Origin of the sequence: Shewanella atlantica (assembly GCF_003966265.1) — a bacterium.
GTDB classification, from domain to species: Bacteria; Pseudomonadota; Gammaproteobacteria; order Enterobacterales; family Shewanellaceae; genus Shewanella; species Shewanella atlantica.
On sequence record NZ_RXNV01000016.1, the window covers coordinates 26,196 to 41,630 of the forward strand.

Consider the following 15,435-nt stretch of genomic DNA (forward strand, 5'->3'; position numbering starts at 1 on the left):
GTTCCATTATATATGCAATAGCATGAGTTTGTGGTTTAGCTCGGTTATGGGAAGGGGAGTTGTGTATGTTCTTTGGTGAGAATATCTTGTCTTTTATCGCTGAGTGTTGAGGTTATAGTATTGATTTTTTTATTTAAATATAAAAAAGCTGCCGAGTCACAAGTGACATCGACAGCTCTGATCGCAGTTAGACCTTAAGATCTTTCATCAGACCTTCAAGTACATCGGCTTGCCTGTTTAAGGATTCTATCTCGCTGGCCGTCTGGGTCACCATAGTGGCAACGCTTTCAGAACCGGTTCGCACCAGATCTACATCTGAAGCGATATTGTCTGCCACGGCGCCTTGCTCTTCTGCTGCTGCGGCAATTTCAATGCTGCGATCGGCGATATATTGGTTCTGACCAGATATTTCGCTGATGTTCTTACTCACCGACTCCATGAGGGTTTCACTGGTTTCGGCTTCCGCGACAGTCTGTTCAATCACAGTTATCAGGCCCTGACTGTTACTCTGCAGCGCCTCGATCATCTTCTGAATTTCTACCGTGGCTGTTTGCGTTCGACCAGCCAGCGTACGTACTTCATCTGCGACAACGGCAAAGCCTCGGCCCTGTTCTCCGGCTCGGGCTGCTTCGATAGCTGCGTTAAGTGCAAGTAGGTTTGTCTGCTGAGAGATGGCGTTAATGGTAGAAACCACATCATCGATCTGCGAGGCACTAGAGTCCAAATCTGCAACGGCACCGGATGCCGCGTTGATTTCTGAGGTCAGCTTCTTAATTGCTCCCTGAGTCGACTCTACCTGAGACAATCCCAATGTTGCGGTCTGCGTAGCTTCACTGGTTTGAGTGGAAGAATCATGGGCATGACTCGCCACTTCACGAATAGAGGAGGCCATCTGTTCGGTTGCGCTGGCCAGTGAATCAATACGCTCCTGCTGTTGACTGGTAAGCTCGGCATTTTCATTACTTCGCTGGCGTAACTCAGAACTGATCTGTTGAATAAGGGCGATGGCTTCCTGAGTGGTTTTAACCAGTACATGTTCACGCTCAGAGACTCTATCAATCGTTTGAGCAATGAGGTTGAATTCATTACGTGACGGCGCATAGGCTATGCGGGACGCGAGGTCACCATCAGCAAGGCGTCGAACGGCATCGTAGATATTAAAGAGAGCTCCACCCATAAATGTCTTAATGTAGTAGGAGCTCATAATGATGAAGCCGATGCAAAACAAAATAATGCTGATATGTCCTGCGCCCAGGCCTGAGAATAATCCGGGGAGCTCTCTGCCACTGATAGTAAGGTTAGTGTTAGGGACGTTTGTGGAATACAGCCCTCGGCTTCCAATTTGAAGGTTGCTGTTGGCTATTAGGCTGGTGATTTCACTCTGACTTAAATCCGTTTTGGATATAAGGTTGGATATGAGTGCGATTTCCTGCTTTAGCTGCTGTTCTTGTTGAGCTTGTCCGGCATTGATCACAGTAAGACTCACTATGAGTATTGCCAGCAGTGAAGAGAAAAACAGGATTAAAAAATTTTCCTGCAATTTTATATTTACCAGAAACTTGTCTATCCAACGGAAAGCGACTTCTTTCATGATGATCATCCTAAATTTGGCGTGATAGTTGGCTGGCCATCCTGGCTCAAATTATATTGCTGTAACAGTAAAGGGTACCTTGTTACAGCTTGAAAACATCTTACTTCAATAGATGCTGTTTTTGAAGAAAACCGAAACAAGAGTATTAAGACCAAAGTTAACTAATATTCGGATTTTCTTCATTTTTTGCGTAGCAGAACACAAGGTCACAGACTAAAGCTTGAGCGCAAATTAACCATCTTTATGATGAGATACAGTAGCGCGGCTTGCATTTCTTAAGTGATAACTCAGCCAGAACTAAACAAAACATTAACAAATAACTTATTTAAATACAGCTTATTAAGATGTTTTGAATGTATTTACAGGCCATATTTTTTTATCTATTTAGATCAAACTTAGACCTGGTGATGAGCTTGATTAAGCGCCCCCTGGCGTGTGTTCTTTATCGACCTAATTTCCCAAATATTGAGGGCATGTTCGGGAATAAAAAAAATCGTTTCACGTGGAACTTAAGCGTTTCAGACAGGAAAATATGAAAGGGTTGGGGGCTGCGGGAGTTTTATCTAAGGGGGGATGACTATTTAAAGAGATGATGACAGCAGGAAGTTCTCTTCCCTGATCACCATCTCTAAAAGCTGGAACGCTGTTTCTTCAGTATTTAGCTCATGGTTTGAACTTGAGAGGCCAGTAACCAGATAGCCAAAGCAAAGAATATAACCCCCATAAACTTATTCTGATTAGCCCTGAATTTCTCATTCTTCAATAGGGGTTTACCAAGGCTTCCAACCATGCCCACCAGCAGTAGGTTAAACAGTAATCCCATCACATTGAGCAGTAAACCCAATGCCAGCATCTGTTCACCTGAGCTTGCCGTTAACTGTGAAGAGACAAACTGAGGTAAGAAAAGTACGAAGAAGAGCAGGGCCTTTGGATTGAGCAGATTGCTGAATACGGCGCGTCGGTAGAGGGTCTTAGCCAGATTATTATCTTGCGCTACCTCAGGTGCATCGACCGGTCCGGCTCGCATGCAATCCCAACCCATTTTTAACAGATAGGCTCCGCCTAACAAGCGCAGCAGTTGCAGTGCCATTGGGTTCATGGCTATCAATGCCGAGACTCCCATCGCCGCCAACAGGGTTAAGACTAACCCGGATGTCGCATTTCCTAAACTGGCGAAAACGCCGACCTTACGTCCATAACTTAAACTGGAACTGGCAATAAGTAACATATCCGGCCCGGGGATCAGTAAGAGGGCTACGACAGTGGTTAAGTAGAGGGGAAGTATAGCGAGATCGATCATCATTAATGCACAGGTTTAGATAGAAGGGCGGGGATTCTACAGTGATAAACAGAATTTAAAAGTGATGCCGGTTTTAAATCCTGCAGTAGGTGTCAGGCTCTGTTTACAACTATATCTACTTTTAGCCTACCAGCTGCCCTGTTTTGTCCAGTTTAGAAGGGAGGTGCAGACGTAAATAGTGATCGTTTTATTGACACTTTCCCATTTTGGCCTTTTTTTCATCGACGCTCTTAGATTATTTTTTAAGCATGTAATAACTTTTTGTTTTATCAAAACCTGACTCAGGCTGCTTCCGCGCTATAGCCACTAAGCCTCTATGAGTCCTGTATTTTCGCTAATCCTCTTGGATTGAGTGTGCCATCAATATGCTGAACGGCAGGACCCGTGGTGATTAATACCATCTGTCGCTGTAACTCACTTGTGGTTGTAATTAATTGTCACTGTTGGATATTTAAACTCAGTTCGAATGGATTAGACTGCCGATGAGAGCCAATACATCGAGTAGGGGAACCAAGCTAAAATTAACTGTTCATCGTAAACATTATGAGCAATTACGTCGGGATAAGGTTAATAAAAATCTTTAACAAATAGTATGAAAAACGTTCAAAAAAATGACGTCGGGTTGCTTTTTTGACTGTCTATTAAGACAGTCAAAATGGTAAAAAAACCAATAAAATCGACACCATATTGACAGTATTATTCATTACTAATGTGAGATATATTTTGTCTATCAGATTAAAAGTAGTGAGAGTTTGTTATGTTTCGTTTTATGGTTTACGGCATTATCGCCTATGCTTCGTGGTTAACTTATCAGGATATTACTGCCTATATAGAAGAGCAGGAAGCGCAAGAGATAGTTCAGCTTGAAGCTGCAGTTGAACAATCGAGCTAAGGTTGTCTGTTCACAATGGTGAAGGAACTTTTAAGGTTTCATTTGGCATTGTTGGTGTTTGATTGGTTTATGGGGAACCATGCCCTTCTTTGTATTTATAGCCTGCGGCTCACTAATGTGCAGATACTTCTGCGACTCGCCAGTTCTTGATTTCAAAGGAGTCCTCCCTGGAGGCTCGACGATTTCAAACAACCTCCATGTTTAAAAGCCAGTTCGGCATCTGACTTATATGGATATTGGAAATGTCTAAAAATGTAGGGAATATTTTAGGCCTTATCTCTCGTTCGAAGAGTATCACTTTGTTATACCTCACCCTGCCATCAACGGTCGCAGCCGCATCTACACCTGTAGGTAAAGCAATATCTCTACGATGTTGTCTGTTTCATCACAACTTCACTAGGGCTTTATACCAATTGCATTAAGTACCTGACCATTCAGCGAGAATTCAAAGCTCTGTAGGCAAATAGGATGATTGAAGCTAATAGTTATTCTCGGCAACAAGCTCCTGCGTTGCTCTACCTCCTAAATCCATTTAGTCGTATATCGAAAGAATCCTGTGCAGCATAAAGGGCTTTGCCCTTTGCTTTAAACATCAGTCGCACTACGTGAGTCCCTCAGGCTTCCCACTTCTGCTTTGCATTGACTTAAAAGGGAGTAACCATTTCCTCATCAATGCGCCTTGAATTGAAAATCCTGAGGGGCTCTGAATTGGTTAATTATTTAATGCAACTGGTATTACATCCCTCCTTTGTTACTCTAGGTGCAAAATCACCTCCTACCTTTGAAAGCTATATGAAATTAGATGAGATAATTACCACTCTGAGTCGTGGCGACTTAACAGAACTTCCGGTTGAAACCTTGCTGGCAGCCAGATTGCAGTGGTCTGAATTACTGCCTCTTATCGAAGAGTTGATGCAGAAGTTTATTGTTAAAGAGGCATTGACCGATTCTGAGTCCAATCTTCTCTTCTTCGGCATCTGTCTTATTGTCGACCGGAAGCAGTGTAGTTGTTTTGACTCCCTGATAAACCTAACCAACAAGGATGACTGTAATAGTCCGTTAGAAATCCTACTTGGTGACTTTATCGCTTCAGACCTTTCCACTGCTTACTATATTTTGGCCCAAGGGAAGTCTGAGCAACTTTGTTTCTTGGTTAACTCAGATCAAGCGGGCGAAATGGTTAAGATGGCTGCCTTGAGTGCACTGTTTTCTCAATTACATACTGGCCAGATTGATAGAGAGACACTTAATCAAAGTATTCCTGGTTTTATCGACAGTCTCATCGAAAATAATCACTCTATAGCGCTGTTTGAACTGACTAATTTGTTAATTTCTAATCAGTTTAATCAATACCACAACCAGTTTGTTGGTTACGTAGAGAGTAAAGTGATAGATGAAGGCCCCGCTGAGAACCAGTGCATAATCGATTGGGATAATCAGTCTATCGGTTACTCAGAGTGGGAAAGTGGGCTGATAAGCGGCGATTATGATGTGATCGATTATCTTAGCCAGTGGGCTGGTTTCAACGCGGAAGCTGAGATGAATGATGAGGACCTAATGGCCGTCTTCGATGATTTGATGAATACGCCAAGGGAACTAGACGATAGGTACTTTGAGGCTCTCGATAATCAACAGCCTTTTATTGCAGATATTCAACCAGGCCGTAATGACCCATGCCCCTGCGGGAGTGGCAAGAAATTCAAGAAGTGCTGTTTGAATTAGACTGTGAGTAAACAAACTTGGCTCCTTGTAGGTTAACAAGGTTGAAGGAACTTTTTGGTTTGTCTGACGGCATGGATGTTTGATTGGCTATGGGGAACCATGGCCTTTTTGCTTGAACGATGAAGCTGTTGCATCGTTGTTTGAATTACGGCATAAATTTTTGATGCTGGTTAGATTAATAGTAACCATAGCTTCATTGGTGTTTATCACCTCTGGCGCGGGATGTGCAGATACTTCTGTGAGTCGCCGCAAGCACATCTGACCTCCAGGGATGGAGCAAATGCCTAATTTTGTATGGAACAAAATAGGCCCTGTGGGCTCTGCCAAAACATCCATGTTTTGGAAGCTCACTGCCGTATCTACACTTGGTGTTCAAAGCGGGGGGCTTCGGCTGTTTTAATTAACTATTTGCTAGTTTTGCTGCATCTTTCCATAGATAACTGGGCATAGGTTCATGCAACTCCCAAGTTATATTCATAGGTTGGGAGCCGCTAGTTTCTGCCAAGTTCACCCAACCTAAGTTTACAAACCCCATAGTATTTCCATTCTCGTCTCTATTGGACTCTCGTACCCAGAGCATGAGTTTTTTGCCAATGTCTTTATGCTGAATATAGGCCAGTCCTTTGCCTTTATCTGGTCTGGCTGAATTCTGAGTTTGCCAATGGAAGTGAGTAGGGCTCATAGCATAATCATGGTAAAGCGTCGTAGGAGAAAAATGCTGATCTGACTTTTGTAACGTGACAAAGAGTAGTTCAACATTGAGCTCTTTTAGGTTGAAGTAACCTTCACGGCTTATAGCTTGCTTTTCGAAGCTAGCCCCGCCTAAACCAGTGATTATTTGTTCTCGTGTATAGCGAGCATTAAGTTGAATTGGGCAAGGAAAGTCAGTTTTAAGTTTTTGAATTTTCGTATCATTATTATCAAGTAAGTAATTGATAACTTGTATTAACTCATTTTGATATTCAGGATGAGAAAGTGCTGCTAAGCTTTTAGATAAAGATTTATAACCTAGTTTATCTCCTGCACAATTCCAAAAATCATAGTGACACATCAAAGCCATTTTTTGCTCTATTGGATCGTCATTATCTATCCACTTAAAGTTATTTATTGCTAGTGAACGAATAAAAATTAGGTAAGTTCTAGCATCACAGCTCATTAAGCTGTTGCTAATGGCTTTGTGATAATTTTCGGCTATTGGGGTTTCGTTTACTTTTTCTATTAATTTTAGATCGCTTAGTAAACGAGTCCACCCTCCACCATCTTTAGGTTTTTTCTTATAAATATCATTAAGCTGAATGTTAGGATTAAACTTTAAAAAATTACTTAACGTCAGTTTTTGATTTGTATGATGTTGATAATTTTGAATATAGGATTTTAACCTTTGCTGATTTAGCGCTGCTTTCCTAATGTTCTCTAAGATTATCTCTTTGGTTTTTTTCTGCAGTTCAATGTGGCAGCCAAGTGGAAGGTGCGGAAAGCCGTGCTCTATTTCTTTGCTTATGGCGGTATGAGTCTTTCCTATTAGGGCTCTGAACTTCTGTGAAAAATCATATTCTGCTCTAGCATTACCGACAAAATCCAAAACTGTGACACATTCTTTGCCATCGTTATGGCGCAAGCCTCGACCTAGCTGCTGCAAAAATATTGTTAAGCTTTCTGTTGGCCGTAAGAAGAGCAGGGTGTCTATTTCTGGAATATCGACGCCTTCATTGAATATATCGACAACACAGAGAATATTAATATTTCCTAGTTGCAGCTCTTGCCTTACTGCATGCCTTTCAGAAGCATTTTTGCTGGTAAGTACTGCGCTCGGTATTCCTTTGAGACAAAACTTTTCAGCCATATATCGAGCATGATCTTGGTTGACACAAAAAGCCAATGCGCGCATTTCTAAAGGCTTAGATACAAGCTCTTCAATATTTTGAAGTATTTTCTGTAGCCTTTGATCATTTTGGGTATAGAGTTGAGTCAGTTCACTTGGGTTGTAACGGCCGTTTTCCCACTTAACCTGCCGTAGATCGGTATTATCATCTATACCAAAATATTGAAAAGGGCATAAATGTCTTAGATTTATTGCTTCAGGTAATCTAAGCTCTGCAGCGATCACACCACCAAAATCATCCAATATACTTTTACCGTCATGACGTTCGGGTGTAGCAGTGAGTCCGAGTAAAATAGTGGGGGAAAAATGGTTGATGAACTTTCGATAACTATCAGCTGATACATGATGAACTTCATCAATAACAATGAAATCATAATAATCTGAATTTAGGTTTATATTGTCTATTTGATTATTAAAGCTCTGAATTGACGCAAAAAGTTGATTGTATGAATCAGGTTTATGTTGTCCTACCCATAACTCGCCAAAATTAGGCTGTTTTAGTACAGCTCTATAGCTTTCGATTGCTTGCTTTAATATCTCTTCTCTATGGGCAATAAATAGAATTTTAGCTGTAGGGTTGTTTTGATAGAAACGTTTGAAATCGAAAGCTGATATCAGCGTTTTCCCTGTACCTGTCGCGGCTACTATCAGGTTCCTATTTCGATTATGAATATTCCGCTCTGCATCTAGTCGTTCCAAAATTTCAATTTGATGTTGGTGAGGGGCTAAATCGAAAAATACGGTACTTGAAAGAGCTTTGTCACCTCGGCCAGCACTAAGTGAATGCTTTAGTTTACTACTCGCTTTCTCTGAACCATCAAAAATCTCAAATTCAGGTTGCTGCCAGTATGTTTCAAATGTACTGAATGTTTTCTCAATTATGTGTGGGATTTCTTGACTGGTTATCTTTAAGTTCCACTCTAATCCGTTAGTGAGTGCTGAACGTGAGAGGTTTGATGATCCTATATAGCCTGTATGAAACCCTGAGTTTCGCATGAATAGATAGGATTTAGCATGAAGACGTTCTTGGTTATGGTTATAGCATAATTTAACTTCGGTGTTAGGTAATTTGGCTAACCATTGAACGGCTTTAAGATCTGTTGCCCCCATATACGATGTCGTAATAATTTGAAGCTTGTGTTTGTTATTACGCGTAAAAGTTCGAAGTTCATCCATGAAAATCCTGAGGCCGGTCCATTTAATAAATGAAACAATCCAACAGATTCTATTGGAAGATAATATTTCACGCTTGATTTCACTTTCCAATGAAATGCCTTGGTTACTACCGCAGAATAACTCGCTTTGTGTGAGGCCGGTAAGTGGGGTTATTTTATCAATATGTGCGGAAAATTTGGCTGCAACAGGATCTTGTTTATCAAAAATGGCTGTAAGTATTTTTGCTGGTTGGGCTACGGTGTAATCTGATAAGTCTAAATTATCTACTTTTTCCTGAAGCCAATAGATAAGCTCATTAGCAAGATCTATTTGGGCTAATGGTGAGTCTTTTGTATATTTTGATTCAGATATTGCTAGATGAAAAACATGAACTAATGCACGAGTTAACCAAAGCGTTTGCTCAGTTGTATCTATCTTTCTGTCTGAAAAATAGAAATTATCTTTATCCAGCTTATTACTGATAACTTTAGTTATCAGTTGCTCATAAATACCTGTTTGCATTAAAAAACTCAATTATGCCTAGATTGATAGGAACTATGCCAGGTAGGTTGTTTTTTGCAAGTTACATGTATCAAACTTGTCATTATTTAATAAACTATAATTAAGTATCGAAAAGCGCTTGGGTGTTTCTCTATGCTTCAATATAAACAAGAGTTTGGTGAAGGTTTTGAGCTGGGGTTTGAACTTGGTAACTTCCCGCATCTGGAGGATAAGAGTTGGAAGGATGAGGCCTGTCCTAGTTTTATGTTCAAGTTAAATTCGGGCTTAGGTCATGCTGGCTTTGGTTTAGAGCATACAGGTTCTGAGAAAAAGCAAAACAGTTTGGTGGAATATCTGGTGCTCTGGGTCGATTATCCAAATAAAGAGGAGCGAGAGAACACGACTACGAGTCGCTACTCTATCGTGACCGCCACGAATCTGGGCTCATTGCATGAACCGGAGATCTACCATGATGAGCATAGTTTTACCCTGTTCGAAACCGAAGAGGGTGAAGCGCTGACTCAATATCTGTCTGGTTTACATATTGAACCTTTCTATCCTCGCTAAACCCTGTAGACCACCAGGCTGTCAAACACGCCTTTACTGGTAGAGCGTCAATGAGAGGCTAATTTTGTTAACCTGCATGCGCTATTCACTTATACTGGCGCCATATTAATCCCTGACCCCACTATCCCTAAGAAAGCAGACCGATGACATCAAGCTCGCCAACAAAATCTATGGTTAATGCCAAAGTCAGCTCCGTATCTAACGGAGATGTAGTGACTAAGATATTCATAATTGGCTTGCCTCGTACCGGGACTACGAGTGTGAGTGTAGCCTTGCTTGAACGGGGATATAAGGTGGCGCATCAGGCCTTTACTAAGCAGGCATTTGAGTTAGCAGATGTTATATCCGATGCCCCCTGTTTCAGTGATTACAGTCAGCTGGATAAGCTGTTTCCCGGGTCTAAGTTTGTCTATCTGGATCGCTCCATGGAGACTTGGGTACCATCGATGCAGATGTTGCTGAGTCGCATGTTGGTGCATCTGGATGATAAGACGGGGCGGTTTAACACTATCCTGAAGCGCAGCTTTAACCATAGCTTTGGAGTGAACCGGGTAGAAAACCCCATGGATAGTGAGCATCTTATTCAGAGTTACCAGGCCCACAAGCAGCAAGTTTTTGATTACTTTGAGGGGAGAGAGGAGCTGCTCAGTATCGATATTGGTGAATCCGGCAGCTTGTCTAGATTGTTGAACTTTTTAGAGTTAGATGCAGGCTCCAGCGATTCTGATACTTCAGCACGGAGCAGTTCTCATAAGAACTCTCCACATCAGAGTCTATCAAACCAGAGTTTTCCACATCTTAACTTTCCACATTTAAACTTTCCGCACCTGAATAGGGGCCGAAACGTTGCCAGCTGGGATGAGTATAAACATCCCAATAAGATCAGCGCCAATGCTGCGGGCCCCGAGAACCGCAAATACTTCGATTATAAATTAGCGAAACCTAGCCCAAAAGTGACGACATAACAGATGACATTAGCTACCGATTCATTACCAGCTGGCTCTTTACCCATAGATAGTCTCTACGATGATTTCAAGTCGGCGATTAAAGATAACCATCTGGTGGTCGAGTCAGATACCGGATCGGGTAAGTCTACCCGTTTACCGCTTTGGTGTGCAGAGAAGGAGCCCGATAACGGGAGAGCTAAGCGGGTATTGGTGGTGGAACCACGCAGAGTCGCTTGTTTGGCGCTCTCTTCATTTGTAGGTTCTCTGTTTAAAGACGCTGAGGGCTCTAACCATTCGAAAGTAGGCCATGCCATACGTTTCGATTCTACTGTGACGGCAGAGACTCAAATAGCTTTCGTTACACCAGGTATTGCACTGCGTTGGTTGCAAGAAGATGGCTTAGCCAGTTTCGATACTGTGATTATCGATGAGTTCCACGAACGCCGCTGGGATACCGATCTCTTGTTGGCTATGCTGAAACAAAAGGCTTTGAGTTCATCCGGTTTAAGGTTGGTACTGACCTCCGCCACCATAGATGGGGAGCGACTAACTTCGTACCTTTCTACAAACACCGCTCAAGGCTGTACTACAAATACCGCTGAGGGCTCCTCTACAAATACCGCTCAGGGCTGTTTTCAAAACACCGCTCAAGGCTGTGAAAGCGACTTAAGCGCTAAACGTTTATATGCACAAGGGCGAAGGTTCCACGTGGAACTTAGATATCAGGCTAAAGAGAGTCATCATCTGCCGGATATTCGTGGAGTCGAGCAGGCTGTCAAAACCGCGGTGAGTCAGTTATTAACAGAAACAGGCGGCGATATTCTGGTGTTTCTGCCGGGTAAACGTGAGATACAAGCATGCTTACAGGCTTGCCAACCGCTTCAACGCGATGACAAGTGTAATGGGAGTGAGTTGGAGCTTTTAGCTTTGCATGGGGGAATATCCCCTATGGAGCAGAAGAAGGTATTGATTGAGTCATCCCGCCAGCGAGTTATCTTTGCCACCAATGTTGCCGAAACATCTCTGACTATTCCCGGGGTCACCGCCGTGGTCGATTCAGGACTCGAGCGACGTACCCACCAGCGTAACGGACGTACCGTGTTGTCCTTGGTTCGAATTTCGAAAGCCAGCAGCGAGCAGAGAAAAGGCCGTGCGGGTCGAACTCAGGATGGGATCTGTATCCGTTTGTGGGGCAAGGGTGCCCCTCTGGAGGCTATAACGCCGCCGGAACTGCAACGTGAAGAGTTGGTGGAGCCTATGCTTGCGGCCGCCGGCTGTGGTTATCGCTTATCTGAGCTTAAGTTTGTCGATACCATCCCGGATAAGGCGTTAGCCATTGCCGAACAAAAACTATTGTCTATGGGCGCCATAGATGAGCAGGGGTTGATCACTAAGCATGGAAATAAGCTATCGCCGCTACCTATCGATACTCAATTTGCACATTTAATCAGTGCCATGCCCGATGATGAATGCCGTGGCTTAATGGTGGATCTGGCGGCGGCATTGAGCGTGCCCCATCGGCTATTTAAATTGCCTGCATCGGAGCAGGATTTAAAAGACCTTAGTGAGTGGGAGCCTCTGGGTTGTGATGCTTTTACTTTGATCAAGTTAGTTCGTGAACCTCTGCCCGGGTTCATGAGTGAAAATGCGCTTGTTGATCTCAATGCACGTAAGGAAGCGCGCTTCCTGTCGAATCAAATTCGCTCTGCTCTGCAATTAGCTGGGCTCAATCATGCAGAACCTGTTGGGATTAAGCAGTCTGAGCTTCGTCAGCGCTGGTTGTTGTCAGTGATCAAGGCATTACCCGAGTTGGCATTTGTACGCCGTGAGAAACGAATTACGGCCTTAGGCAATGGTTACAGTGAAGTTCAAATTGGCCGCGATAGCCGTTTCTGTACTGAACTTAAAGATTTCAACGGCAAAGAGAGTGCGCTGGCTGCAGTGGTATTTGATCAACATTCGATTGCGGGTAAAGGAAGTAAACAGACACTAAACCTGGCTAGTTGCATGGCACCGGTTTCGCTGAAGGAGTTACTGAATACCGACTTAGGTGAGGAGCGTTTGGCCGAAAACAGAGAGAAGGGAGCATCTCATAAGGTTGTGGTCGAAACGGTTTATGCCGGTCGGGTGATAGGTTCTCGTTTAAAGACTGTCGAAGGCGAACAGGCTCTGGAGGCGATAGTGCGTAGTATCGGTCTAGGTCGTCAGTTTAAAGGGGTTGCGGCCAGATTGAATAACGATATAGCAGCATGGAATATCTGGTTAGCCTTAGGTAAAAACAAAGAGCAAGCGCCCACACCGGAGTTGAAGGCATTAGGTACAGAGCCTTTGGTATTCGAAAGCTATCTTTCGAATAAGTTATCCGAGCTTGGAGTCGAAAGCTTTGACGATCTTGAGCTTATTGAGGCCGAAGATCTTCTCTTTGAGGGGATCCCCGAGTGGGAGCGTGACGCATTTGATGCTATGTATCCTAGCCAGCTCTATTTGGCGGAATTGAAAGTTTCGGTGGAGTATCTACCTAAGCGAAAGTTGGTCACTTTGGTATATGCCAGTGGTTTGAGGAAGACGGGGCCCAAGCGGTGGGAGTTACCACGTTGGGTAGGTTGGAAGATCCAGTACCGTAAGGCCAGCCGTGTAGTGGACGTGAAATAAATGGTTAGGGGTTACCGCACCGGCTAGGCTGGATGGTTTTTGTACTGTTACAGCTGACTAATTCAGTATAAAAAACGGTGCCATTGAGAGTGCTGCGATCTTTTACAGTACGAATAACTATTTTTATCAATTTTTTTGCGTATAACTTTTCTGCAGGCTGAAATTATATTTATTATTGGCATTGTTTTTTCAAATGCATTACCCACAATAAATACTTTTAAAACAAACTATTACAAAAAGATCTAAACAGTGAGCCAGATCTTTATCTGGCTATCATTTGCTTGTTGATATACCTGTTGATTATTTTGATCCGGATCATTGTATTTTGTGCGTTAGCGGTGCCACAGGGATCTTTTTATGATCTTAAAAATTTGATCTGCCTTTACCGCCTAAAAGACTCATCTCAAGCCCTATCTCAAAAGCTATCTCAAGAGCTATGTTTCATTAATACTTGCCAGCGTAAAAATATGATCGTTCAGAGAGAATCGTTACGCTTTCGTCATCCTGAATATATTTCAGGATCCAGCTTTAGCTAAGTGGACAGATTCAGCACTGTAAAAGCGGGATCTCGAACATTACAGTGCTGGAACGACTGGAGGAGGTTAAAGATCCTAAAAGCCAGGATCTTTAATAGCGCAGCGTCGTCTCAGTTTGAACAGGGCGAAGCCCGTCGAATAGCGAAGCGTCGCCTTTGCCCTCGCTTCTAGAACCTAGAATCTTCTAAAGACTATTTCCCAATACAGAAACTACTGAAGATCTTTCCAAGAAGATCATCTGAGGTGAACTTTCCGGTTATTTCCGGGGGCATTGCATGAGGGCATCTGAAAAGCAGATGGCCTCATTAACTATTTCCCAATACAGAAACTACTGAAGATCTTTCCAAGAAGATCATCTGAGGTGAACTTTCCGGTTATTTCGGAGAGCGCCATCTGCGTCATACGCAGCTCTTCGGCCAGCAGTTCACCGGCTTGATACACTTCCAACTGTTCTTTACCTATCATCAGGTGGCTGGTGGCTAACTCTAAGGCCTCTAAATGGCGACGTCGTGCGATAAAGCCACCTTCAAGGTTACTCTGGTAGCCCATCAGGGATTTCAGGTGCTGCTGTAACTCCTCGACGCCTAAACCTGTTTTGGCCGATATTCTAAATACATTGTGGCCATGGTCTTGGGTGACAGTGAGTGCTTCACCCGTGATATCGGCCTTGTTACGAACAACGGTGACGCCTAATTTCTTAGGTAGACGGTCGATAAAGTCGGGCCAGATTTCATGGGGGTCGACTGCATCTGTGGTGGTGCCATCGACCATAAATAAAACCTGATCGGCGGTTTCTATTTCGGCCCATGCGCGCTCAATGCCTATCTGTTCGACTGTGTCTGCCGTGTCTCTGAGTCCCGCGGTATCGATAATGTGCAATGGCATACCATCGAGATGGATATGTTCACGTAGTACGTCTCGGGTGGTGCCTGCTATCTCGGTGACAATCGCCGACTCTTTACCTGCCAGTGCGTTCAACAGGCTGGATTTACCGGCGTTAGGGCGCCCGGCAATCACCACTTTCATCCCTTCACGGATAATGGCACCTTGCTTAGCACTGGCCTGAACTGAGTCCAGCTTAGTGATGATGCGATAAAGTGAGCCTGCAATTTTTCCATCGGAGAGGAAGTCCACCTCTTCGTCGGGGAAATCGATAGCCGCCTCGACGTATAGACGCAAGTTAGTGACCTGATCGACAAGTTCATGTACCTGAGTCGAGAATTCACCTTGCAGCGAGTTCAGGGCGCTTTTAGCGGCTTGTTCGCTGGTGGCATCGATCAGATCGGCAATGGCTTCGGCCTGAGTCAGGTCAAGCTTGTCGTTCATGAAAGCCTGTTCACTGAATTCACCGGGTTTGGCGATACGTATCCCTTCAACTTCCATCACGCGTTTTATCAACATATCGAGGACTATCTGGCCACCATGACCCTGAAGCTCGAGTACGTCTTCTCCGGTAAAGGAGTTGGGTCCCTGGAAGTAGAGGGCAATTCCCTGATCGATGACTTCGCCTTCACCATCTTTAAAGTCACAGTAATCGGCATAACGGGTCTTTGGAATGTGTCCAAGGACGGCCATCGCTACTTCGCTGGCCTGTTCGCCTGAGATACGAATGATACCTACACCACCACGCCCTGGAGCGGTTGCTTGTGCCACGATAGTATCTGTTGTCATTACTGTGTTTCCTAGTTTG

9 protein-coding genes are annotated in these 15,435 nt (G+C 43.6%); 5 read left to right on the top strand and 4 right to left on the bottom strand.

The window, feature by feature from the left end; translation table 11 throughout:
* Positions 1-187 precede the first annotated feature (187 nt).
* Together EKG39_RS20295 and EKG39_RS20300 are read right to left on the bottom strand one after the other, a co-directional pair.
* Positions 188-1,591 carry a methyl-accepting chemotaxis protein gene (locus tag EKG39_RS20295; RefSeq protein ID WP_126507830.1) on the bottom strand — a complete coding sequence of 468 codons (1,404 nt, stop codon included), beginning with the start codon at positions 1,589-1,591 and terminating at the stop codon, positions 188-190.
* 658 nt (positions 1,592-2,249) lie between these two features.
* Positions 2,250-2,894 carry a LysE family translocator gene (locus tag EKG39_RS20300; RefSeq protein ID WP_126507831.1) on the bottom strand — a complete coding sequence of 215 codons (645 nt, stop codon included), beginning with the start codon at positions 2,892-2,894 and terminating at the stop codon, positions 2,250-2,252.
* A 754-nt stretch (positions 2,895-3,648) separates the two neighbouring features.
* Between EKG39_RS20300 and EKG39_RS23790 the strand changes: the two genes are divergently transcribed.
* A complete protein-coding gene (locus EKG39_RS23790) occupies positions 3,649-3,783 on the top strand; it encodes a hypothetical protein (protein WP_281276279.1) in 135 nt (44 codons plus the stop codon).
* Positions 3,784-4,575: 792 nt separating this feature from the next.
* Positions 4,576-5,505, top strand: a complete 930-nt coding sequence (locus EKG39_RS20305) for a DUF1186 domain-containing protein (RefSeq protein WP_126507881.1) — start codon at positions 4,576-4,578, stop codon at positions 5,503-5,505.
* A gap of 400 nt (positions 5,506-5,905) precedes the next feature.
* Here the strand turns inward: EKG39_RS20305 and EKG39_RS20310 are convergent, their stop codons facing one another.
* Entirely contained in the window at positions 5,906-9,064 is a 3,159-nt protein-coding gene (locus EKG39_RS20310; RefSeq protein ID WP_126507832.1) for a DUF3427 domain-containing protein, read from the bottom strand.
* A gap of 132 nt (positions 9,065-9,196) precedes the next feature.
* Here EKG39_RS20310 and EKG39_RS20315 point away from each other — a divergent pair, with 132 nt between their 5' ends.
* From EKG39_RS20315 to EKG39_RS20325, 3 genes are all read left to right on the top strand, one after another.
* Entirely contained in the window at positions 9,197-9,610 is a 414-nt protein-coding gene (locus tag EKG39_RS20315) for a hypothetical protein (RefSeq protein ID WP_126507833.1), read from the top strand.
* Between the two features lie 260 nt (positions 9,611-9,870).
* On the top strand, positions 9,871-10,575 hold the full coding sequence (locus EKG39_RS20320; RefSeq protein ID WP_425470193.1) for a sulfotransferase: 705 nt from the start codon (positions 9,871-9,873) through the stop codon (positions 10,573-10,575).
* 3 nt (positions 10,576-10,578) lie between these two features.
* The gene (locus tag EKG39_RS20325; RefSeq protein ID WP_126507834.1) at positions 10,579-13,209 is read left to right on the top strand and encodes a helicase-related protein; all 2,631 of its coding nucleotides are present in this window, start codon (positions 10,579-10,581) and stop codon (positions 13,207-13,209) included.
* 845 nt (positions 13,210-14,054) lie between these two features.
* Here the strand turns inward: EKG39_RS20325 and mnmE are convergent.
* Positions 14,055-15,416, bottom strand: coding sequence for a tRNA uridine-5-carboxymethylaminomethyl(34) synthesis GTPase MnmE (gene mnmE / locus EKG39_RS20330; RefSeq protein WP_126507835.1), 1,362 nt, complete (start codon positions 15,414-15,416; stop codon positions 14,055-14,057).
* Positions 15,417-15,435 lie beyond the last annotated feature (19 nt).